At 45.1% G+C, this 21814-nt stretch carries 20 protein-coding genes and 1 tRNA gene; 10 read left to right on the plus strand and 11 right to left on the minus strand.

Annotated elements, in window-relative coordinates; genetic code table 11:
* The 8 genes from QZ938_RS23180 to QZ938_RS23215 form a co-directional block, all read left to right on the plus strand.
* Positions 1 to 1159: WD40 repeat domain-containing protein (locus QZ938_RS23180; protein ID WP_293365644.1), on the plus strand; the 1159-nt coding region annotated here is incomplete at its 5' end.
* Positions 1160 to 1590: 431 nt separating this feature from the next.
* Positions 1591 to 1917 carry a calcium-binding protein gene (locus tag QZ938_RS23185; RefSeq protein ID WP_293349389.1) on the plus strand — a complete coding sequence of 109 codons (327 nt, stop codon included), beginning with the start codon at positions 1591 to 1593 and terminating at the stop codon, positions 1915 to 1917.
* Positions 1901 to 2248 (plus strand): hypothetical protein, encoded by a 348-nt coding sequence (locus tag QZ938_RS23190; RefSeq protein WP_293349386.1) that lies wholly within the window; start codon positions 1901 to 1903, stop codon positions 2246 to 2248. The genes QZ938_RS23185 and QZ938_RS23190 overlap by 17 nt, the downstream gene beginning before the upstream one ends.
* Positions 2249 to 2568: 320 nt before the next feature.
* On the plus strand, positions 2569 to 3927 hold the full coding sequence (locus QZ938_RS23195) for a cytochrome 450 (protein WP_293349383.1): 1359 nt from the start codon (positions 2569 to 2571) through the stop codon (positions 3925 to 3927).
* Positions 3928 to 4242: 315 nt separating this feature from the next.
* Positions 4243 to 4788: a hypothetical protein gene (locus tag QZ938_RS23200; RefSeq protein WP_293142983.1), complete on the plus strand. Its 546-nt coding sequence runs from the start codon at positions 4243 to 4245 to the stop codon at positions 4786 to 4788.
* A gap of 321 nt (positions 4789 to 5109) precedes the next feature.
* Positions 5110 to 6156, plus strand: a complete 1047-nt coding sequence (locus tag QZ938_RS23205) for a PDDEXK nuclease domain-containing protein (protein ID WP_293349380.1) — start codon at positions 5110 to 5112, stop codon at positions 6154 to 6156.
* A 247-nt stretch (positions 6157 to 6403) separates the two neighbouring features.
* Positions 6404 to 7033 (plus strand): hypothetical protein, encoded by a 630-nt coding sequence (locus QZ938_RS23210; protein WP_293349377.1) that lies wholly within the window; start codon positions 6404 to 6406, stop codon positions 7031 to 7033.
* 818 nt (positions 7034 to 7851) lie between these two features.
* The gene (locus tag QZ938_RS23215) at positions 7852 to 9009 is read left to right on the plus strand and encodes a matrixin family metalloprotease (RefSeq protein ID WP_293349374.1); all 1158 of its coding nucleotides are present in this window, start codon (positions 7852 to 7854) and stop codon (positions 9007 to 9009) included.
* Between the two features lie 86 nt (positions 9010 to 9095).
* Here the strand turns inward: QZ938_RS23215 and QZ938_RS23220 are convergent.
* The 4 genes from QZ938_RS23220 to QZ938_RS23235 form a co-directional block, all read right to left on the minus strand.
* Positions 9096 to 9169, minus strand: a tRNA-Pro gene (locus tag QZ938_RS23220).
* Positions 9170 to 9206: 37 nt separating this feature from the next.
* Positions 9207 to 9572, minus strand: coding sequence for a DUF1818 family protein (locus QZ938_RS23225; protein ID WP_293337292.1), 366 nt, complete (start codon positions 9570 to 9572; stop codon positions 9207 to 9209).
* A 241-nt stretch (positions 9573 to 9813) separates the two neighbouring features.
* Complete coding sequence (locus QZ938_RS23230; protein ID WP_293142967.1) at positions 9814 to 10458, minus strand: hypothetical protein; 645 nt, start codon at positions 10456 to 10458, stop codon at positions 9814 to 9816.
* 403 nt (positions 10459 to 10861) lie between these two features.
* Entirely contained in the window at positions 10862 to 11095 is a 234-nt protein-coding gene (locus tag QZ938_RS23235; protein ID WP_106148190.1) for a DNA-directed RNA polymerase subunit omega, read from the minus strand.
* A 79-nt stretch (positions 11096 to 11174) separates the two neighbouring features.
* Between QZ938_RS23235 and QZ938_RS23240 the strand changes: the two genes are divergently transcribed.
* A complete protein-coding gene (locus QZ938_RS23240) occupies positions 11175 to 11867 on the plus strand; it encodes a GDSL-type esterase/lipase family protein (RefSeq protein ID WP_293142957.1) in 693 nt (230 codons plus the stop codon).
* Positions 11868 to 12492: 625 nt separating this feature from the next.
* A complete protein-coding gene (locus tag QZ938_RS23245) occupies positions 12493 to 13746 on the plus strand; it encodes an S-layer homology domain-containing protein (RefSeq protein ID WP_293349371.1) in 1254 nt (417 codons plus the stop codon).
* A gap of 140 nt (positions 13747 to 13886) precedes the next feature.
* Here the strand turns inward: QZ938_RS23245 and QZ938_RS23250 are convergent, their stop codons facing one another.
* The 7 genes from QZ938_RS23250 to QZ938_RS23280 all read right to left on the minus strand — a co-directional run bounded on the left by QZ938_RS23250 (position 13887) and on the right by QZ938_RS23280 (position 21280).
* Entirely contained in the window at positions 13887 to 14411 is a 525-nt protein-coding gene (locus tag QZ938_RS23250) for a pentapeptide repeat-containing protein (RefSeq protein WP_293142951.1), read from the minus strand.
* A gap of 130 nt (positions 14412 to 14541) precedes the next feature.
* Complete coding sequence (locus QZ938_RS23255) at positions 14542 to 15891, minus strand: LCP family protein (RefSeq protein WP_293349368.1); 1350 nt, start codon at positions 15889 to 15891, stop codon at positions 14542 to 14544.
* Between the two features lie 17 nt (positions 15892 to 15908).
* A complete protein-coding gene (locus tag QZ938_RS23260; RefSeq protein ID WP_293349365.1) occupies positions 15909 to 16253 on the minus strand; it encodes a DUF6717 family protein in 345 nt (114 codons plus the stop codon).
* 702 nt (positions 16254 to 16955) lie between these two features.
* Positions 16956 to 18131, minus strand: a complete 1176-nt coding sequence (locus QZ938_RS23265; protein WP_293349362.1) for an aminotransferase class V-fold PLP-dependent enzyme — start codon at positions 18129 to 18131, stop codon at positions 16956 to 16958.
* Positions 18132 to 18311: 180 nt separating this feature from the next.
* Entirely contained in the window at positions 18312 to 18920 is a 609-nt protein-coding gene (locus tag QZ938_RS23270; RefSeq protein WP_293349359.1) for a molybdenum cofactor guanylyltransferase, read from the minus strand.
* A 99-nt stretch (positions 18921 to 19019) separates the two neighbouring features.
* Positions 19020 to 20084, minus strand: coding sequence for an anthranilate phosphoribosyltransferase family protein (locus tag QZ938_RS23275; protein WP_293349356.1), 1065 nt, complete (start codon positions 20082 to 20084; stop codon positions 19020 to 19022).
* 206 nt (positions 20085 to 20290) lie between these two features.
* Entirely contained in the window at positions 20291 to 21280 is a 990-nt protein-coding gene (locus tag QZ938_RS23280) for a LysR family transcriptional regulator (RefSeq protein WP_293349351.1), read from the minus strand.
* Positions 21281 to 21814 lie beyond the last annotated feature (534 nt).

The raw sequence follows: 21814 nt of genomic DNA on the forward strand, positions 1-21814 counted from the left end.
AAATTTTGACAAAACAGTGAGACTATGGAGTGCTGAGGGGAAGCTGTTGCGAACCCTAGAAGGACATAGCAATTGGGTCTATGGAGTCAGTTTTAGTCCTGATGGTCAAAGGATTGCTTCTGCTAGCAGTGACAGAACAGTGAGACTGTGGAGTGTTGAAGGGGAACAGTTGCGAACCCTAGAAGGACATAGGGATCGGGTCTATGGAATCAGTTTTAGTCCTGATGGTCGAAAGATTGCTTCTGCTAGCAGCGACAGAACAGTGAGACTATGGAATGTTGAAGGGGAACTGTTGCGAACCCTAGAAGGACATATGGATCGAGTCTATGGAGTCAGTTTTAGTCCTGATGGTCGAAGGATTGCTTCTGCAAATTTTGACAAAACAGTGAGACTATGGAGTGCTGAGGGGAAGCTGTTGCGAACCCTAGAAGGACATAGCAATTGGGTCTATGGAGTCAGTTTTAGTCCTGATGGTCAAAGGATTGCTTCTGCTAGTAGTGACAGAACAGTGAGACTATGGAGTGTGGAGGGGAAGCTGTTGTGCACCCTAGAAGGACATAGGGATCGGGTCTATGGAGTCAGTTTTAGTCCTGACGGTCAAAGGATTGCTTCTGCGAGTCTTGACAAAACAGTGAGATTGTGGAGTGTGGAGGGGAAACTGTTGCAAACCCTGGAAGGACATAACGATCAGGTTTATGGAGTTGGTTTTAGCCCCGACGGTCAAAGGATTGCTTCGGCTAGTGTTGACAGAACTGTGAGATTGTGGAGTGTGGAGGGGCAACTGTTGCAAACCCTAGAAGGACATAGCGATCGGGTCTATGGAGTCAGTTTTAGTCCGGATGGTCAAAATATTGCTTCGGCTAGTGCTGACAGAACCGTGAGATTGTGGAGTGTGGAGGGGCAACTGTTGCAAACCCTGGAAGGACATAGCGATCAGGTCTATGGAGTCAGTTTTAGTCCAGATGGTCAAAGTATTGCGTCGGGTAGTGTTGACAAAACAGTGAGATTGTGGAAAATCAATCCTGATGATTTGATTTTAGATTTAGATATCAAGCTGAATAATTTGCTCAAAAAGGGTTGCCTTTGGATTCGTGATTATTTGAAAACAAATCCTAATGTCAGTGAAAGCGACAGAAATCTTTGTGATGGTTATTGCTAGAAGCTTCATAATAAATTCTGGTATCCCTTGTTTGGCAGTGCGATCTTGTAGTGTGCGTTCCCTACTGCAACTCCTACTACCCCACCAATAGATTGTTGGGAACGCACCATGCTCATTAATTCTCGAAATCAGCGATCGATATCGATAAAGCGTCCGATCTGGCACCGGAAGCTGCTAAAATTCTTGCCGAAGGGAATCAGCGGGTAAGGGCGATCGCCACCAGCAACCTCTCACTATCAGATGCAGCAACTCAAATTGCCAAAGTTCAACAAGTCGCACAAGGTGAAATCGCCAAAGATTTACAGCTAGTCGCATCCGGAAATAAGACAATTCAGTCGGCTATTTCCGAAAATACAGGCACATCCTTAGACGCCAAAATTTAGTCAGCAACAGTCAATAACCCTACAATTCGCAACTGTACAAATAGCGATTTGACTGCCGATACACCTTTCCCCGACAGCGGCATAGAATTCATCAACAATTCCCCCGATCGCAAAAACGGTACGGATGGTGATGATGCTCTAGCTGGCGACAGCAGCGATGATGTTTTAAGCGGCAAAAAAGGAAACGATTTAATCTTCGGTTTTAACGGCAATGACTGGATTAATGGCAATCAAGGCAATGATTTAATCGATGGTGGTGTTGACGACGATACCCTTTACGGCGGCAAGGGAATTGATAGCATTACAGGTAGCGATGGTGCTGATATTATCTTTGGCAACCGAGGCGACGACTTGCTAGATGGTAGCACGCAATGATACTTTGCGTGGAGGCAAAGGTAACGATATCCTGCTTGGTGGTGACGGTGACGACTTCCTATTCGGTGAAGAGGGAGATGATACTTTGATTGGAGGCCTCGGGAGCGATCGCTTTTTACTCTCTAATGATTCGGGCATCGATACCGTTGCCGATTTTGAAGATGGCAAAGATTTGCTCGCACTCGCCAGTGGCATTACTTTCTCGCAATTAGCAATTATTCAAAGTGACGGTGCAACCTTAATTCGCTTGGCTGCTACCGGAGAAATTTTAGCTTCTCTAACTGGAGTATCGTCGAGTCTGATTGGTGTCGCCGATTTTGCCTCAATCTAATAGTAAGCAGTCGCAGATAACCGCAGTTATCTGCGACTCTCAGCAATTAGCGCTAATACTTAAAAACTAGAGAGTACATATACTTACTAGGAATTGTGAGAAATTACAGTCAATCTCCGGAATAAGGCTAGACTTGAGCGCAGACATATTCAGTAGAATTAATCTATATTGCCACGACGTTTACAAATAAAGATGGCTATAGTTGTACTTACTGATTTTGGCAATCTTTGAGGGTCTGAAATCCCGGTAAATAAGGGTTCAATACTCTCTTGCTGCTAAGTGCGTAGCGTGTTATGGCCTGAGTAACTCGGAGGATTTTCATGAACCTAAATTTAGATACTATTTTCTCACCGCTGATGAACCCCGCCCTGAATGAGTTTCAGGTTTGGGCTTTGGAAAACCCCCAGGAGGGCCTCAGCAAAACGATGCTGCCAGCGATCGCCCTGATCGAGGGTTTAATTGCCAACGAACCCACCTATTTGCCAATAAAACGGCTGGCTTTCGGGGCTAATTTTTGCTGCGCGGGACAAGTGGTGATGGGAGAGTTTGCAACACTCGAAGAAGCACTCACATCGCCCCAGGCGCGCGGATGGCGGCTGGGTACTTCTGTGCTCGATCCGGATCTATCCCCCAACCAAGATGTCGGCGGTAGGAACCTTTTCCTGCTGTCTTTGTCCGATCGCGAACCAGACGGTAGCAGCAATCACGCAGCCTTCCGAAGCTGTATGCAGAAGTATCTCTTCAACAGCGCGACAACCGATCGCCAGGGAGACGAAATCAGCAGGCGGTTGCTCGATCGCCTAGCATCAGATTATACCGAGATGTCGCACGGTGCGGGGGGAACATTTTTTACCGATGTCAGGCGCGGTTGGATGGGATTTTTAGTTCCATATTTGCACTACGTAATTTTTGGGATTAACCCAGATGACAAAGAGTCGATCGAACTTCTCACCGATTTACATTACATCCGCCAAAGCCCCGCGCACTACTTCGCCGTCGCGGGCAGTCTGCTGCAAAGCCTGAACCTGTTTGGACACGGGGATTTGTCGGCTTTGATCGAGCGCGCGGCGACTATCTACGAAAATTCTCCCGCCCTAGCCGACTTCGAGGTGAGCTCGGAAAACAACGGGATGACTAGGCGGGAATTGGCAAAGCTGATGACAGCGATTATGGGGATAGCGGGACTGCAAGGCCCCCTGCACCTAGGCTACACGGCTATGGGATACCGTCCTCTCCCGGCGTATAAAGGAACACAGACGGCTGACATTAATCCGACTGAGTTTTGGGACGAGCTCGATTTGGACGATCGCCAGTCGATCGAGCTTTTCCTGTTGGAATGCGGGCGCCTCTGGGCTCCCGTCAGCGCTACCCACCGAGTGGCGACAGAGCCATTTACCGCCACGATCGGGGGCAGACAGCGCACTTTCCCCGCCGGAACAAAGGTACTGATACCGCTCAGTTTGGGGCATCTAGACGCGAGTTTCTGGGGCTCTACGGTGTACGAATTCAACCCTAAGCGCGAGAATTTGTGCCCTTATCATATGGGTTTTCATGCGGTGGGCGATCGAAGTGCGGGACGGATTTGCCCAGCTAAAGATATCGCACTGAAGATGCTGGTGGATGTTATTAGTACCGTTGGTAAAGTGAGACGAGCTTCGGCACCTAATTTGCAACAGTAATTAATCAGGTTTGTAGTGAGGACTTTAGTCCTCTATCCTTGTCCGAAGAAGGACTAAAGTCCTCACTACGAACCTAATTTTAGTTATCTAACTGGACAGGTTTGTAGTGAGGACTTTAGTCCTCTATCCTTGTCTGAAGAAGGACTAAAGTCCTCACTACGAACCTAATTTGGATTATCTAACTGGACAGGTTTGTAGTGGGGACTTCAGTCCTCTATCCTTGTCCGAAGAAGGACTAAAGTCCTCACTACAAACCTAATTTTGGTTATCTAACTGAGCGCGAAATCACAAATATTTTCGAGGTTAAATAATACCATGTTAATCGAAACAAAGAAACAAAAAGATATCGCAACTTGGATGAAAGCAGAACATCCACCCGAATTCCCCGAAGCCCTCCAAGGCATCTTCTTTATGGATGGGAATATTTTGCCAGACTATTGTCTGACGATGTCCAATTCAGAATGGAATCCCAGCCAACGGACGTTATTGCTGCGGATTTATGAACCAGTTGTCTGGACATTTCATTCATCAATGGCGGGACGGATGTTGCTGTATGCCGTCAAAATTTCTCGCTTCAGCTACTTGTTTCGCTTCACGGATGCAACTTTGCAGCACGGGCACATCACGCCGATCGCGTTTGGATTCTCTGTACCGCCGTGGATTATGGATTTTTTGATCGATCGCGATCCGAACACTCCCAATGGGGATATCTGGGATCGCAGAAACTCGTTTTTCGGCAGAGCTCCTGAAAAAGGCTATACACTCCGCAGAGTCGTCAACAAAGATAGCAGCCCCACAGCAGCATTTCCTGATTTTCTGTCGAAAGTTGGCAGTGATTGTTTAATTATTGCTCAAGAATGAAAAATTTTACCACAACTACTAAACCCGCTGAATAAGGCGGGTTTTTGCGATCGAATTTGCGGATTTTATATCAAATCCGCTCTTCATCATCAGGTGATTCATCTCTCCATTCTCTCCCTCTGTGTCCTCTGCGCCCTCTGCGGTTTAATTATTCCGGTACAGCCGGATTTGATATTAAACCTACTAATCAGACTAATACAATCTTAAACACGTAAACAATTATCACAAAAACATTATTCACCCTCTCAGTTGTTGTGTTATATGAGATATTAAGTTAAGGATTGACAGCAGAAATTTAAGAAAATATGTGGGGGTTAGGCTATGGTGGATAGTTTATCAGTTCCAGAAGATTATCATATTTTACTGCGGGAGCTGAAAGAACGCATCCGCAATGCTCAAGTACGGGCAGCAGTTTCTGTTAACCGAGAATTAGTGTTGCTTTATTGGCAAATTGGACAGGATATTTTAAATCGGCAACAGCAGCAAGGATGGGGTACTAAAGTTATAGACACTTTGGCGACTGACTTGCAAAAAGCTTTTCCTGAAATGAAGGGTTTTTCATCTCGCAATCTTAAATATATGAGGAGTTTTGCGGAAACTTACCCGGATTTTGAATTTGTGCAAGAGGTGCTTGCACAAATTACTTGGTATCACAATATTGCCTTAATGGAAAAGGTTAAATCCACAGAGGAACGTCTATGGTATGCAAGACAAACTATCGAGGAAGGATGGAGTAGAAATGTGTTAGTTCATCAGATAGAAAGTGGGCTATACCGGCGGCAAGGGAAAGCTGATACTAATTTCTCTCGCACTCTGCCAAATCCGCAATCAGAACTGGCTCAACAGTTATTTAAAGACCCTTATAATTTTGAGTTTCTCAGTTTAGGTAAAGCAGCACAAGAACGCGATTTAGAGCAGGCTTTGATTGAACGAATCCGCGATTTTTTGCTGGAGTTGGGAGTAGGGTTTGCGTTTGTGGGCAGTCAGTATCATCTAGAGGTTGAAGGCGAAGATTTTTATATGGATTTATTGTTTTATCATTTACGGTTGCGTTGTTTTGTGGTAATAGACTTGAAGGTGGAAGCGTTTAAGCCGGAATTTTCGGGAAAGATGAGTTTTTACGTTTCGGCTGTGGATGATTTACTCAAACACCGGGACGATATGCCGACTATTGGGATGATTTTATGCAAGAATAAAAAGCAGAAGATTGTGGAATATTCTTTGCGAGACATGAATCAGGCGATCGGGGTTTCGACGTATCAATTGCGGGAGACTTTACCGGAACAGTTACAGGGGAGTTTGCCAACTTTTGAGCAGTTGGAAGCTGAGTTAGGAGCCGTGGATTTGGAGATTGAGGAGGAGTTATGAAAAAAAACAATGAAATGGTTTATGAGATAGCATTCGACAATATTTAACAGCACATTCCGACACTACGATTATGAATTTCTTACTCCCTCCCCTTAGCAAGGGGAGGGCTGGGGTGGGGTAAAAAAATCACGACTCATGCAAGGATTGCTACATACATAGAAAATTATTTAGGATCGCCATCTATGACATAGGTTTGTGTACAATCTAAAAAAACCTACGACAAAACTTGTGCATTCTATCAATTAAAATGAAACCAAAAACTTCACAAGCTCCTATTGCCACTAAAATCAAGAAATGGGTTCAAACAGCCAAGGAAATTGAAAAAACTCGGTTTGCTATTTCCATAACCAGGCTGACAAGTATCAAAAGTTTGTGCGCCGAAGATCGAGTTGCTGCTGAAAAATTTGCGATTTATATTGCGAAACGAGTGCAACAAGATATGAATCAGACTACTTGTCCCGAACACTACCCTGAAGAAGAATGGGAAGTGCACAAACAGGTAATAGCTGAAGGAATCGCCACAATGGAAATTTACCTAGAAAATCCTAGTAATGAAGGCGAGCATTCTATCCGTAATTTATTGAGAACAATTAACGGCCTACAAGGAGACGATTGTCGTAATAGTCAGTGGGGAACAATACATTTTGTCCGCAGTGGAAATTTACTAAAATTAGACTATGCACTGCGTTGTTTCACAGACAACGATTTTCCTTATTGGATCTATAAACTAGCTAAAGAATACGTAGAACGTTATGGCCCCCAGTATGGTTCAGGTATAACTTCTGAATCTGTACCGATGTTGTTAGAAGTAGCAGAATTTTGGTGTCAGTATTATTTCTCTCAAAGTTTGAGTGAGAAATTTCCTGGTTTTGTCTAAAAGAAGTCCTTACTCCCTCCCCGATGCCTTGGGGAGAGTTGGGGTGGGGTTAAAATTTTACAACGACTCCTGCAAAGATTGCTATATACGGTTCAGCTAGCGATCGCAAACAGCACTAAAAGAAATTGTGCTGTTTGCGAAAATAAGATGCTCCCTACCAAAACATCTGGAGCATCTGCACAAAAAACTTTACAAACCCCGAGGGTTGCTGTGATGGTTGCCTGGGAAAAATTGGGGAGGCTGCCCTTAATAATTTGTTGCAATATCGTAATAATCCTATACGCGGATCGTCGTATTGTTCGCAAAGTTTATTTTGAAGAGGATGAGAGCAATACTTCGCATATTGTTTGATTGCGAACCGTAGCATAAGGGTTTCAGGGCGATTGTGCGATCGCCTTTCCGGTAAATCAAGGTTTTTAGGCTAGGAGCTAAAAACTCCGCAGTGTGAATTGTTTACACTGGAAAAATTGAAGCTAGAATGGGAGAATAAAAGTTCCTTCCTTGTACAGCGGGAGCGCCATCTCCTTTGGGGATGTTGAAGGCAGGAAATCTATCCTGCCCAACAGATGAACCTCACAAAAAATCTTGGTTTCACAAGGATTTAAGTTTGTTTGCACAAGCTCGGGAACTCGCATTTGTCTGGGTCATTCCTGACATCGTTGCCGTTTCTATTTCCTGAATCTACTGCGTTCACACCTGATTCAGGTAGATCGAAATAAATATTCTCAAGCATCGCTGGTTATTTGGAATAATTTTTCAGCAATTCAGTACGCCTTGGGATTTACAGTCTCTAGGCATTTACTTTTGAGGAATTTGTCATGACTAAACTTTCGGAAATCGACTCGAATCAAGTTGAGCAATTACTAAAACGCATCGAACAAATTGAAGCTAAGCTCGGAATCCAAGTTGACTTGGGTGTCGGAGAATATAGTCAAAAAGCACAACATTTTTGTGCTATGCCAAAGGTTGCTCCACGCATCTTGGATGCAAGTGTGTCGCCGGATCGAGCTCGTCTCATACGGTACATCGGCAAGAAGTGGGTTAACGGTACAAAATTACGTTATTACTTTTTTGAGAGCGGCCAAAATTCAGGCCCGAACGAGCAGAAGGAGATTGTCCGTCAGGGGTTTGAGGTGTGGAAAAAGGTAGGGATTGGTATCAAGTTTGAGGAGGTTCGGAACATCGGCGAAGCAGAGATCCGAATCGGCTTTGTGCAAGACGATGGAGCCTGGTCATATCTTGGCCGCGATGTGCTCAGTATTCCTAAGCAGGGCGAGCGAACCATGAACTTTGGCTGGGATCTGCGGCAAGATCCCCGTGGGGTAGATGTCCCCGTTCACGAAATTGGCCACACCTTAGGTTTCCCTCACGAACACCAAAACCCCTTTGCAGGTATCGTATGGGACGAAGAAGCTGTTTATAAATATTTTGGTGCTGCTCCTAACAATTGGGATCGAGATACAACTTTTTACAATGTGCTCCAAAAGCTTGGAGTAGGAGAAGTTGAGGGTTCAAAGTGGGATCCCAACTCAATCATGCACTACGGTTTTGCAGGGGGACTGATTCAGAAACCCGTGGAGTACCAAAAGGGATTAAACCCGGCTGGCGGACTTTCCGAGCAGGATTTGTCCCAGGTACGATTGTTCTATCCCCCGCTTGATGACTCGAAGTATACTGAGCTTAAACCGTTCCGTTCGGAGATTCTGTCCCTCGCGCCTGCTGAACAGAAAAACTTTGCGATCAACCCGGATGCTACCCGAAGCTATACAATTGCGACTTTCGGAAAAGCAGATACAGTCATGGTTCTGTTCGAGGATCAAAACGGTGATTTGAAGTATGTTGATGGTGACGACGACAGTGGCACAGACTTGAATTCACAAATTACTGTTCGGCTTTATCAAGGTCGGCGGTATGTGTTGAGAATCCGCTTGTACTCTAACTTTTCTGCTGGCGAGGCCTCAGTGATGCTTTCTTGAGGGGGTTGTCGATCGCAATTACACTCACCCATAAAAACAACAAAACCTTCTCAAACGAGAAGGTTTTATCACGATCTTTATCACAATCGGAGCGGCGGGATTTGAACCCACGACCCCTACTACCCCAAAGTAGTGCGCTACCAAGCTGCGCTACGCCCCGACAGCTTTAACAGCTTAGCATACAATCTCAGAAAAAGTCAAAAAACTTTTAAAACTTTGGTTGCCTGCACCAAACTCGGAACCGCAGCAGCCGCCCAAAAACCCTCGCACCTCCTGCCAGCATTCAAGATCAACTGCACGCTGTAAGCTTCGGGATAGCCTTCTAACTGCACCCACAACAAGTCGCTTTCGGCTTCAATGGCGATTTTTTCTTCGTCCATGAGCTCGGAGGCCATTTGACTCATGGTGGCTGCTAATTGTCCCAACAACCGGCAAAAATCGTTTAACTCAGCTTCCGTAAGTTCGATCGCCCAACCGTCCCCAGCTACCAAACCCTGAAACTCTTCTGCGTTTGGGTTCCATCCCAAACGCCAGCCAACACCGGTCTTAATTACACGTTCCATTATTGGGGGATTTTAGATTTTGGATTTTGGATTTTAGGACTTATATCATGTCCGGTCGATTACCATAACAACAACCGATCGCGCGTGCGCCCTCCCATTCCGCAGCCGGATAGCGGACTGAAGTCCGTACTACAAACCAATCGCGCGTGCGCCCTCCCATTCCGCAGCCGGATAGCGGACTGAAGTCCGTACTACAAACCAATCTGCGAGATTTAAGCTAAATTTGATATTCAATAAAATCTTAAGGTGCGAGCAACTTTGCATCTCCCGGCTGCGGCTGCGGTATTTCCGGGGAAGTCTCGCGCCCTTTTGGTGTTTCGCCCGCCGCCGGTGTGCGCGATGGCCCCGAATTTTCGGTAAAAACATCAACCAAAGCTTGAACCAAAGCATCCCGCTGTTTTCTATTTAAACTTTGAATAGCCGCGCGATCGCGTTCCATCGGATTTTCTCGCAAAACATCTTTTCCCGGATACACGCCTTCCACCAAATAATCGGGAGTCGCCCCCAGATAGTCAGCCAAACTCAACTTCCAATCAAAACGGTAATTCGGCGGCCTTCCTTTGACAAACACGTGATATCGAATCAAACGCCCGACTAAAGTATTGTTGGGATCTACTTTGCCGGTTTCCTTAGAAATGTAGTTATTCTCGATCGGCAAATCAGGCACTTTTTCATACACCAATTTCCACGCATCTTGCGCCCTCAATTGCTGTGGCGCCGATTGTTGAGCAACCAGTTCTCTAGACCCAGAACCGCGCAGCAGCGAAGGTTCCAAAGCCGACACACTTAATTTGCCCGATTCCAATACCCCACTCAAAAGCGTAAAAATCGCCACACTCAAAGTAACTAGCAGAAAACTGAAGCCCAGCTTGAATTTCTTTTTCACGGTTTTGACAATAATTTCAATTCAAAAATAGAATAATTCCCTAAGCTCACCTACCAGCAGATATCCTAATTTCTGATTTGAGGACTTTCCCAAAATCAACCCGATTGGGTTCATCGCGATTTGGTGAAGATAGTTTTTTAAGAGTGCGAGGCGGACACTCCCTTGTCTATATATTTCTACCTCTCTTCGGTAGATATAGAAGTCTTTGCATGAGTCGTAAAGTTTTTCACCCCACCCCAACCCTCCCCTTATTAAGGGGAGGGAGTAAGAAATTCACAAATCATTTAGGATTGTTATATAATCAACCGGATTTTTTGGCCAGTCGCGCCAGTCTATTTGAAGAAAGTTTTGAGTTTTGAATTAACAAAAATTGTTGAAATTCACCACTCAAAACTCCCCAAGTCTAGATATCCCCGATAATTTCCGGCTGAGTGAGTTCGTCCGACATCTCAAATATCGCCCGCATCACAGGCTTCATCATTTGAGTGTCGTCCATATTCTCGAAATCTTCATAGCGACGGCGTTTGGCGCGGTTCGCCACTTGCACCGTAATCCGATAGCGGTTGGATGCAGCACCGATCAACTCTTCTGCCCGACGGGTTAGCTGAGTTGAATCGAAGGTTGGACGCTTAACCATGAGATTACCTACTTTATCTAATGTTACATTCTAGTCTAGTATGCGAAGATTCAAAATTACTAACTGAGTATCATTGCTTATGCAGGCAACAACAGCCTATTCCTTTGGTAACTTACATCGGGTAAATTCTCATCCCCTCAAATTGGTTGCTTTCGGCGACAGTTTAATCTACGGTTTCGGCGACGGTGTAGGCGGGGGTTGGGTGGAAAGATTGCGGCGACAGTGGATGTTAACGGAGAGTGCAGGACACGTTTTATATAATTTGGGCGTTCGGGGCGATCGCACCTATCAAGTCGCCCAGCGGCTCGAAAACGAGTTTAAACACCGCGGCGAGCTCAGAAACCGCGTCCCAGATGCGATTATTCTGTCGGTAGGCCTCAACGATACGGCGAGGGTGCAGTCGCCTACTGGGCGCAGCTATACTGATTTTGAACATTTTAAAGCTGTTTTGGATAATTTGTTAAACATATCGCAACAACTTTGTCCGGTGATATTTGTCGGGATGGTGCCGGTGGATGAAACCAAAATGCCTTTTCAAGATTGTTTGTACTACAATCACGCTGACCAATATCGCTATAAAGAAGCCACGAAGTTAGCTTGTTTGGAACGGGGAATTCCCTATTTAGATATTTTTGATAAATGGATCGATCGCGGTAATATTTGGTGGCGTTCTTGTCTGACTTCGGATGGTCTCCATCCCAATGCAGCCGGTTATCAATGTTTATTTGAAGATGTGACAAGTTGGGAGCCGCTACTTGCTATTAGTCATTAGTCTAGGTACGTTGTTGCGCTTTAGCGCTCTTTCCTAGATCTCAAAAGAGCGCTTAAGCGCAACTACATACCTTTATCTAGGTACGTTGTTGCGCTTAAGCGCTCTTTCCGATATCCCATTTAAAGATGTGACAATTTGCGAACGGTTACTCACTATTAGTCGTTAGTCTAGGTAAGTTTTTGTGATGTAAGTGCTTTTTCCTACATACCTAAGAGAGCGCTGAAGCGCAACTACATACCTAAGAGAGCGCTGAAGCGCAACTACATACCTAAGAGAGCGCTGAAGCGCAACTACATACCTAAGAGAGCGCTGAAGCGCAACTACATACCTAAGAGAGCGCTGAAGCGCAACTACATACCTTTTACGTACCTTTCTTCCAGGTAGATAAGGAAGATAAGCAATATAAGGATTTTAAGGAATTTAAGCATTTTAAAATCGACCAACTAGCATAAAAATATTTATTTTAAAAGACCGTATCTTCCCCTCGCCACAAATAAAAGCATTTAATAATGATGACATCACTGAGCGCAAGAGCAAGCTAGGCAAGAATCAATCAACGATAAATAGCCGGACAAAGGCTTGCTTTTTTCTCAATAAAAAACTTGTGTAAATTGGAGAATCAAAAATGTCTGTATTTCAACGCATTAAATTCGGCACATCTGTTATATTAACATTGGCAACTGTTGCCGGAACCGCAGCGCCGATGCTCGCTCCCGCGCCTGCTTTTGCTCAGACAGCTTTTTCAGATGTTAGTAATAACTATTGGGCAAAAGACTTTATTCAAGATTTGTCGGAAAGAGGAATTATTAAAGGATTTCCCGATCGCACTTTCCGCCCGGATGCACTGGTAACGCGGGCAGAATTCGCAGCCATGATCCGTTCTGTGAAAAAGGCGAAAACTCGCGCTGCTATAGGTTTTGTCGATGTTCCGTCTAATTTTTGGGCGCGGGGGGCGATCGCCGAAGCTTATGAAATGGGATGGATGTCTGGCTATCCCGGCAATGTTTTTCGGCCATCACAGCAGATTCCTCGCGTTCAAGTTGTAGTGGCTTTAAATAACGGACTGGGTTATGAGCCTACTTGCAATTTTCAAGATGTTCTCAGCTACTATAATGATGCGGGTGAGATTCAAAGTTATGCTGTGAAAAGTGTGGCTGCTGCTACTGAAAAACAGTTGGTTGTCAGCTATCCCAATCCTAAATCCCTGAAGCCAAACCAGTCAGCCACGCGGGCGGAAGTCGCTGCTTTTATCTATCAAACATTAGTCAGTACCAATCAAGCAAGAGCTATTAATTCTCCTTACATTGCTAAGATTGATATTGGTCAGAGTGTGGCTGTGAAAATTCCCAGTGGGGTGACTATTCCCATCGAGTACGCCAAAGGCAAGATTTTACTCGCGCCCAATGACAAGTCTCCGATTACGCTGACTGTGGCTGCGGATGTCGCAGGGAGTAATGGCAAGGTTATGATACCCGAGGGCTCGAAAATTAGCGGCGAATTGCGATCGACTGCTGAGGGCGTTCAGTTTGTGGCACAAGAATTGAGTATCATCAACGGTAGCAGGGTGCCTTTGAATGCTACTTCGCAGGTGATTACTCGCAAAGAAAGTGTGACTAAGGGCGTGAATGTTGGTAATCTGATTAAGAACACGGCTTTGGGTGCAGCAGCGGCGGCGGCGATTGCGGGAGTTACGGGCGATCGGGCGATCGCAACTGAAGAGGTACTCGGCGGCGCGGGAGTCGGGACTTTGGTTGGGGTATTTTTAGGTAGAGATAAAGTCGATTTGTATGCTGTTAATCCCGACACCGATTTAGATTTGTTGGTGAATTCTGACTTGGTATTGGGTACTGCAAATACAGGCATTTGTCGCACTCGGTAGAAGCAATTTCGGCAGCGGATGTAGCAGATATCAGTGATGCTGACTTAACAAGGTTCGTAGTGCGGACTTTAGTCCGCATTATGCGGACTAAAGTCCGCACTACAAACCCATTTTATTCAGTCTTATTTAAATCAAAATTTCTACGAACATCCCAGACTTTCTCGCGTAGAAACTCCCGTCACGGGATTGACACCATCTGCTTTTTCGCACATCATTGTTACTTGATAAGCATCGATAATTGCGTCGGTAAAATCAGCCCCGGAAATGGCAGCATCAAAAAAACGACTGCGAGTCATAATTGCTTCGGTGAAATTAGCATTCGTCAAATCAGCGCCATCAAATGTAATTCTATCGGCTAAAGCACCGGTGAGATTTGCACCTGACAAGTTGGCTTTCCACAAAACTCCCTTAGTCAAAATCGCATTGGTTAAATTAGCGCCTTGAAAGTTAGTTCCCCGCATCTCGGCGGCGACGAATGTTCCCCCGGCTAAGTCAGAATTGGAGAAATCGCGATCGGACAAGTTAATATTTGTATAATTAATATTGGTTTTTGGTAGCGCAAATGCCGGAGTAGCACTCAGCATTACCCACCCAAAGGCTAAGACTACACTTATAATTAGGCTCAAGACTATTCGGAATACACTTTTCACAGATTTTTTACTCATGGTAATTAACTAATAACTAATGATAGTATGTCCGAACCGAACAACAACTATAAAATCGGTTTGTAGTGAGGACTTTAGTCCTCTTTCAAATCAGAGGACTAAAGTCCTCACTACAAACACTTGTGACTAATTAAAATCGCTTTACCAAATCTTCGCCGACGCGAAGTGTCAAGTCAGATTCAATTTCACCAGTAGAAGATGCCTCTATTTTACCGTAGCCTAAAGTTTTTTGCAGAAGATTTGCTGCTTCTAAATCGCCTTGCTGTACAATAATTTGACTTTGACGTTGCTTGTCGGGCCAATCTTTGACTACAGATACGTTAGAAAAGCCCTTTTTTCTGAGAAATTCAGCGACGGTTTTGGCGGTTTTTGGGTTGCTACAAGCATTTTGGACGGCGATTTTGAGGCTGCTGGGTGAAACTGGCTGGCTGGGATTGGCGGTTCGCCCTTGGGCAAAATCCGCTGCGCCTTGTTTGAAATATTGTGTCATAATGCGATCGCGCGCAGCAACATCCACAATCCAATAACTCCTCAAATCCCCTTGTGATGAGCTAGAGCGTCCCGGCAACATCACCATTTTAAAATTATCTCGCTCCAATTGCAAACCGAAATTGGCGATCGTCAATATTTCCTCAAAATTTAGGTTTGTATCTACATATTTTTGCATCAATCGCAGAATTTGTGGCAATCGCACCAATACTGATGGGCTGGTGAGGCGGTTGCGAATAGCTTGAATTAAAGATTGCTGTCGCCCAATGCGGCCGATATCTCCCAAACCGTCGTTGCGAAATCGAGCGAATTGTTCTGCTTGTTCTCCGTTGAGATTTTGCCATCCCTGTGCTAAATTTATGCTTAACTTTTGGGCTTTATCTGTATAGGACATCGCCCGAGGTACAAATACCTCAACTCCGCCCAACAAATCGACTAATTCCCGAAACGCACCGCTGCTGACTCGCACGTATCTTTCAATTGTCGCATTGTTCGCGATAGCGCTCACCAATCGCGCCGCCAAAACTGCTCCTCCTCTAGCATTTGCTTCGTTTATTTTGCTGAAGCGAATTCCGGGAATTTCGACTTTTGTATCTCGCGGAATTGAAAGCAAATTAATAGATTTATCTCTAGGATCCAGGTGGAATAAAAGTATTGTATCGCTGCGGCCGTTAAAAATCTTGCGGGAATTGGGGGCAGCGTGCGGCACGCGGTCAACTCCGAGGATTAAGATATTAACAGGCCGCGAAAGGCGGTATCCAGAGCGGTTGGATGATATATAGTTAAAGCCTGTAGCGTCTAGGACTCTACTAATAATTGGGGGTTCGACGGGCGCTAAGAGGGCGGTAATTGCCCCAATTCCTGCGGAGATGGCTGCTGTAACAATTAGCACAAATAGCCCAAATATACATAGTGCTAATTTGAGCTTTTGTCTAGATTTGCGATCGGCTGGTTTAACAAAGTTTCTTTTAAAGATTGACAAGTTTTTCATTGACTTGCTTTTAATTATTACATTTTTTCAGCTTTGCAATAAAACTTGGGGGGTGCTTCGGGAAAGTATTTAAACAAAGCCGGACAAAGCCAGCCTTCCATATTTTTGGCTTCCCACCGATACCAGTTGCCGCCGTATTCTGCTTTAAACCAAGCCATTTCTGCTTGATATCCGGGAAATGGATTGGCTGAAAATAATAGTCGGAAACCTTGAGCGGCATTGGGAATGTCTGCGACAAGTACGTTAATCATTTCGGGGACGCCCTGAACAAATGGTTCTCGGACAAGTCCGGCTCGCTCGTCGTCAAAAACCCAGGTATACTGTTCGCGATAGGGGAAAATTACCATCATGGCATTTGACATCGTATTCTCCTCTTTTTATTTTGTTTTTTGGGGATATAGCGATTCTCAGAAAGATCGGGTACGTTGTTGGGCTTCAGCCCTCTTGGTTTAAGTGATTATATGAGCTGTCAGTCATACTTCATTTTTTTGAGAAAGGCTATAAATGCAAGTCTTGATACATTATATTCGGTGGGGCGGAAGTTGTGTACAATCCGATTAGAGCGCTATGTTTTAATACCAATTTAAAATAAATTGCTACAATTCTTAATATTGTGCCAATTATTAAAACTCGCTGTTCTGTGAGCTAGGCGGCATTGTCGTATCCCTACAGATGCTCACATACTATTTATATTTCGCCAGTTTTTTTAGGAAGTGAAGTACGTTGTTGGGCTTCAGCCCTCTTACCGTAGATTATAGATCGATACGGTTCAGTTAAGCATAGTCAGGCTGTTAAAAAATGCTTGTATTTTCTGTAAATTTGTGAGATTAAACTCATTTGAAAGCTTTAACCCAAGCGTATTTAGGTAGATTCGGTAAAAGCAGTTGTTGCGTAACTTGTCATTCGTCACAAATTTTCGGAGGGCTGAAGCCCAACAACGTACCTGAAAGAGGGCTGAAGCCCAACAACGTACCTGAAAGAGGGCTGAAGCCCAACAACGTACCTTGTTTTTTTTTTGGGAATTTCTTTAGTTAAGGGTTAGGTTTTTTTTGGGTAACTTTTAGTCAGCTTCCTGTTAGCTCAGCTAGCGCTTTCGCTAAATATTCATACTGTGGCAAGGTATTGTAAAATTGAGCTGAAATCCTCACCAGCCGCTTGCTAGTATCCGGCCAAGGAATCACGGGTACTTCTATTTTAAAAATCTGCCACAGCACCTCTTGCAATGGTGGAATTCCACCCGTTGCAGCGGCGTCAGGCTGTTCGTCGGCTAGTGGTATAACAGCCATGGAACCTACCATTTCATCGGGACAAGGCAGGGGCAAATCTAATTTATCTGCTAATATTTGTCTCCCAGCCAATGCTAAATCATGATTCTTTGCCATCAATTCCGGCCAGCCGCCACTCAACAAAGAACCCATGAAATCAATGGCTACAGGTACGCACAAATAGGGACTTGGATCGACTGTTCCCATCCAGTCAAATTCTAGTTGAAAGCGCGATTTGTCGGCGCGCGGTGAGTTGGCGCCGTGACTGATGGTAGTTGGCCGAATGCTATCTTGTTTGTCTCGCCTCACGTACAGAAAAGCTGCACCTTTGGGGGCGCACAGCCATTTGTGGCAATTTCCTGTGTAGTAAGCGGCGCCGATTTCTTCTAAATTTAGTGCTACCATTCCTGGCGCGTGAGCTCCGTCTACTAATACATCTACGCCACGATTAGCTAATTCGCCGACTAACTGTTTGATGGGGAAGATTAAACCTGTTTGGCTGACAATATGGTCTAATAAAGCTAGTTTTGTTTTCGGGGAAACGCACTTAATTATTGCTTCGATAATTTGTTGGGGCGATTCAATGGGAAATGGTATTTCTGCTACTATTACTTTGGCGCCTGTGCGCTCTGCGATAAAATCTAGTGTGTTGCGGCAGGCGTTGTATTCCTGATTTGTGGTTAGCAATTCGTCGCCCGGACTAAAATAGATCGATCGCAAAACGGCATTGACTCCAGTGGTAGCATTCGGCACAAAGGCTAGCTCTTCTTCGCCTGCACCGATAAAGGCAGCTAACTGATTTCTGGCATTATCTAACAGCGGCTCAAATTCCCGCATTAAAAAGCGCAATGGTTCTCTTTCCAGTTGTTCTCTAAAACTGGTTTGTGCTTCCAGTACGGGAATCGGACAGGCTCCAAAGGAACCGTGGTTGAGGAATGTGATTTCGCGATCGAGTAACCAATATTCGTTAATCATTAGTTGTTAGTTATTAGTTATTAGTTATTGCTTATTGGTTATTGGTTATTAGTCAAGAGTGCTGTCCCCGCTCGCGAACGTTATTAGTTATTAGTCAAGAGTGCTGTCCCCGCTCGCGAACGTTATTAGTGATTAGTCAGTCAACTATCAACTAAGAGGGCGGGCACGGGGGCACCGCCCCTACAGACTGTCAACGATTTTACCTTTTAATTGCTCAAACTCTTCTGATGTATTGCAATTTGATAACATTAGTGCTTCTGGTTCGCCTACGGGTAGAGGGATTGCTTGGATTTGATTTAACCACTCTTGAAATGAACGTCCCCCTTTGTCAATAAAACTTTGCAAGCTGGATAGAGATTGTTTGCGGTAGAAACCGCATAATGGCTCCCAGCGCGAATTTTGATAGGGGACAACTGCTAAGGTAGATGGGGGAAATTCTGTTAACTTACTCGCCCAATTATCAATGATTCGGGAATCTAATAAGGGCAAATCGCAAGCTAACAGTAAAATCCAGTCGGCTGAAATGTCCGTCAGTCCTTGAGTCAATGCCACTAAGGGGCCGGAGCCCGGATTGTACTCTACCAGAAATTGGGATTTTTGGGTTGCGGTCGATCGATAGCGATCGGGCCAAGCTGTCAAAACATACACTTGTGGCGTTAAGGCTGCTGCAACCTCACACGCCCGCTGCAACAGGCTTTTACCCTCAATTTCTAGGAGAGCTTTATCCGTACCCATCCGCGAACTTTGACCGCCTGCGAGTACAATTACTGCTATTTTATCGTTAGTCATTGGTCATTGGTCATTAGTCATTAGTCATTGGTGATTGGTCATTAGTTAACTGTCAACTGTCAACTGTCAACTGTCAACTGTCAACCTGATTGATTGTGTTCAATTCAAAGCACTAACTGCTTTGCTAACTTCCTCTAGTTTTTGCACGACTTCACCGCTGCTTAATAAATTTTCCGCTTCAATTAAGCCCGAGTTCATATCCAAACAAATTCCGCTGCGCCACAGATAAAATCCGCCGTTCCAGATAGCAGATTGCATCAGTTCTGAGGGTTTTCCTAACAAAACTTCCTGCATTTGTTTGAATAACTCAGATGCTGATTCAAAGGCGGGATTTGTACTGCTAAAACCGTAATCTCCGTGGGCTAAAAGCACTCGCTCGAACTCGGCGCCCGGTTTAGCAATGCCGATAATTGCAGTTCGATCGCGCGGCAAGTCGCAACTGCCCTCCAATCCTTTGACTGTGGTATAATTCTTGACTCCCCGCAACTCAAAGGCTGCTTGAAACATACCCTCTGTAGGCGGGTGCACGTAGCCTGAGATGACGTTAACGTCGCCGGCGCAGGGACACCACATCAATTCCATTGTCGAAAAAGGCGGCCGTTTGCCGATTTCGCGGCGGTAGGGCACTAAACTCGCGGCTTGAGGAAAATGCTTGGGAAGGTAAACAAAACCTAAACCGGTATTGTCAAAAACTTGCTGGACTTTTTCTAAACTAAGTTTTCTCCAGTCAACTCCCAAACCGCGCCAAATTTCGATTAAGGGAATGCCTTCTTTGGTTGGCATTGTCTCCCCTCCGTGCATGACGGTTGGGACGCCAGAGGCGGCTAATATTAGGGCGGTTATTGGGCTAATTGGAGCGGTGCGCGATCGCCCGTCGTAGGCTACGCCAAACACGGCGACGCTAGAAACGGCAAATCCTTTTTCTCGGTTGGGAGGGGCAAGCATTGGCCCCAATTCTTCGTAAGCATCCAGCATTCCGGCTAATTCTTCGCCGGTGGGCCGTTTGATGCGATGGGAAATCATGAAAGCTCCGATTTGAGTCGGTGTTGCTTCTCCTAGCAGCATCATTCGCGTGGCTGCTGCTGATTGCGATCGAGTTAGGTTTTCTCCTGTGTGTACTCCACTGCCAATTTTTCGTAGCAATTCTCTAAATGCGTCACTCATAATTATTGAAGTTGGGAATTTGTCAGTTGTCAGTTGTCAGTTGTTAGTTGTTAGTTGTTAGTTGTTAGTTGTTAGTTGTTAGTTGTTAGTTGTTAGTTGTTAGTCGTCATTGGTTGTTGGTTGTTGTTATTGGTTATTAGTAATTGGTGACGCCCTCAAATCTCAAATCTCAAATTTCAAATCTCAATTAGAAATAGATATTAATTTCAGGATTTTACTACTTTGATGACATCACGTGGTGGCACAAGTTCCCGTACTAGATTCCAGAAATGGGCGATCGGCGGAATTTGCATTCGATCGTGAGTTGTTACCAACACCACTTCGCGAGTCCAAGTCGGATCGATCGCCGATTGTCCGTTAGGGAAGCCCTCGAAGAGGATCGCCGAAACCTTGGAATTTGCGCTTTCTTGAGCGATCGACCGAATTGCTAAAGTGCGATCGGCCTTAGCGTCTAGCAAAGCTGAATGCGGCAGCAAAGCAATCAATTCTCCCTGGCGCACCACGCCTCGAAAAGCATCGAGAGTGTTGAGTTCCAAAACAGCATGAAGTTTAGCACCGATGCGTCCGAATTGCTCTTGTACCATGCGCTGCATTCCGTACCCGTCCTTAAACACCACTTGCGGGTAACAAATCAATTCCGGCCAAGGTACTCGATCGTACTGGGCCAGGGGATGATTTGCTGCCATTAATACCTCGATCGGCTCATTGTAGAGCACCTCAACCAACATTTCCGGGGCTTGAGTAAAATAGCGGTTGTTCATCACCACCGCGATGTCCACCAAACCGTCTTTGAGAACTTTCAAAGCTCGATCGCTTCCCAGGGATGTCACGCGCAACTGCACCTCAGGATAGCTGCGACAAAACCTTTGCAGCACAGGCGGTAAATAAGCAGCGCAAACCGAGTGAATCGCAGCCACGCAAAGTTCCGGCTGCTTTCCCGCCAGCAAGTCTCCCAATTCTTCCGCAGCATTTCGCCAACTCTGACAGATTTTGCGAGCGTGAGGTAACAGGCGTTCCCCTCCCACTGTCAGCTTGGCGTGGGCGGTGCGGTGAAACAGCGACAAACCCACCTCCGCTTCAAGTCCCTGCACTTGACGGCTAATAGTCGATTGGGTAACGCCGCACTTCCGGGCTGCTTGCTGAAAGCTACCGGTTTCAGCAACTGAAAGAAATGCTTGAAGCTGCTCTAAGCGCATGGATGTTTAATTCGAGATGGTTTGAGAAATTTGACTGGGAGATCGTCAGAGACTTTAGAGACATTAACCGATTGAGTAGAATAATTTAGTACAGCTTGATACAGGTGCAGATTAGTTTGGATTCTGGTTCTAGAGGCGCGGATGCTTGGCCCTACAAATTAATTTGCTCGGTTAGGATTTATTAGGCTAAATTAGACTTAGACTATTCCATTCTCCTCTATTGAATCCATTATATTATATGAACGGGCAATTTTATCAATCATAACGATTCTGTTGAGCAAAATTGAGCGATCGATGTTTTCAAGTTGGCAACTGACGATCGCAAATTAAATAATTTATATCTATTTGTGGGATGGGCGTCCCGCCCGTCCAGAAGAGACGGGCGGGACGCCCATCCCACAACAATTATCAAATTGTATGTAAGTTGTTTAATTCTCATTCCCAAACAGGTTTAATTGACTGTACAGTGATAGTGATTTGTTCGAGGAATTTAGTTATCTTTTTGATAATATTAAAAATTGCAAGCCAGCATTT

The organism is Microcoleus sp. CAWBG27 (assembly GCF_020883145.1).
Lineage (GTDB): Bacteria > Cyanobacteriota > Cyanobacteriia > Cyanobacteriales > Microcoleaceae > Microcoleus.

Bases quoted from the DNA above. Each gene is read 5' to 3' on its own strand.
- QZ938_RS23200 (WP_293142983.1), top strand. From the start codon at position 4,243: ATGTTAATCGAAACAAAGAAACAAAAAGATATCGCAACTTGGATGAAA.
- QZ938_RS23240 (WP_293142957.1), top strand. From the start codon at position 11,175: ATGCAGGCAACAACAGCCTATTCCTTTGGTAACTTACATCGGGTAAAT.
- QZ938_RS23225 (WP_293337292.1), bottom strand. From the start codon at position 9,572: ATGGAACGTGTAATTAAGACCGGTGTTGGCTGGCGTTTGGGATGGAAC.
- QZ938_RS23190 (WP_293349386.1), top strand. From the start codon at position 1,901: ATGGTAGCACGCAATGATACTTTGCGTGGAGGCAAAGGTAACGATATC.
- QZ938_RS23280 (WP_293349351.1), bottom strand. From the start codon at position 21,280: ATGCGCTTAGAGCAGCTTCAAGCATTTCTTTCAGTTGCTGAAACCGGT.
- QZ938_RS23235 (WP_106148190.1), bottom strand. From the start codon at position 11,095: ATGGTTAAGCGTCCAACCTTCGATTCAACTCAGCTAACCCGTCGGGCA.
- QZ938_RS23255 (WP_293349368.1), bottom strand. From the start codon at position 15,891: ATGAAAAACTTGTCAATCTTTAAAAGAAACTTTGTTAAACCAGCCGAT.
- QZ938_RS23245 (WP_293349371.1), top strand. From the start codon at position 12,493: ATGTCTGTATTTCAACGCATTAAATTCGGCACATCTGTTATATTAACA.
- QZ938_RS23270 (WP_293349359.1), bottom strand. From the start codon at position 18,920: ATGACTAACGATAAAATAGCAGTAATTGTACTCGCAGGCGGTCAAAGT.
- QZ938_RS23260 (WP_293349365.1), bottom strand. From the start codon at position 16,253: ATGTCAAATGCCATGATGGTAATTTTCCCCTATCGCGAACAGTATACC.
- QZ938_RS23205 (WP_293349380.1), top strand. From the start codon at position 5,110: ATGGTGGATAGTTTATCAGTTCCAGAAGATTATCATATTTTACTGCGG.
- QZ938_RS23250 (WP_293142951.1), bottom strand. From the start codon at position 14,411: ATGAGTAAAAAATCTGTGAAAAGTGTATTCCGAATAGTCTTGAGCCTA.
- QZ938_RS23265 (WP_293349362.1), bottom strand. From the start codon at position 18,131: ATGATTAACGAATATTGGTTACTCGATCGCGAAATCACATTCCTCAAC.
- QZ938_RS23195 (WP_293349383.1), top strand. From the start codon at position 2,569: ATGAACCTAAATTTAGATACTATTTTCTCACCGCTGATGAACCCCGCC.
- QZ938_RS23210 (WP_293349377.1), top strand. From the start codon at position 6,404: ATGAAACCAAAAACTTCACAAGCTCCTATTGCCACTAAAATCAAGAAA.
- QZ938_RS23215 (WP_293349374.1), top strand. From the start codon at position 7,852: ATGACTAAACTTTCGGAAATCGACTCGAATCAAGTTGAGCAATTACTA.
- QZ938_RS23275 (WP_293349356.1), bottom strand. From the start codon at position 20,084: ATGAGTGACGCATTTAGAGAATTGCTACGAAAAATTGGCAGTGGAGTA.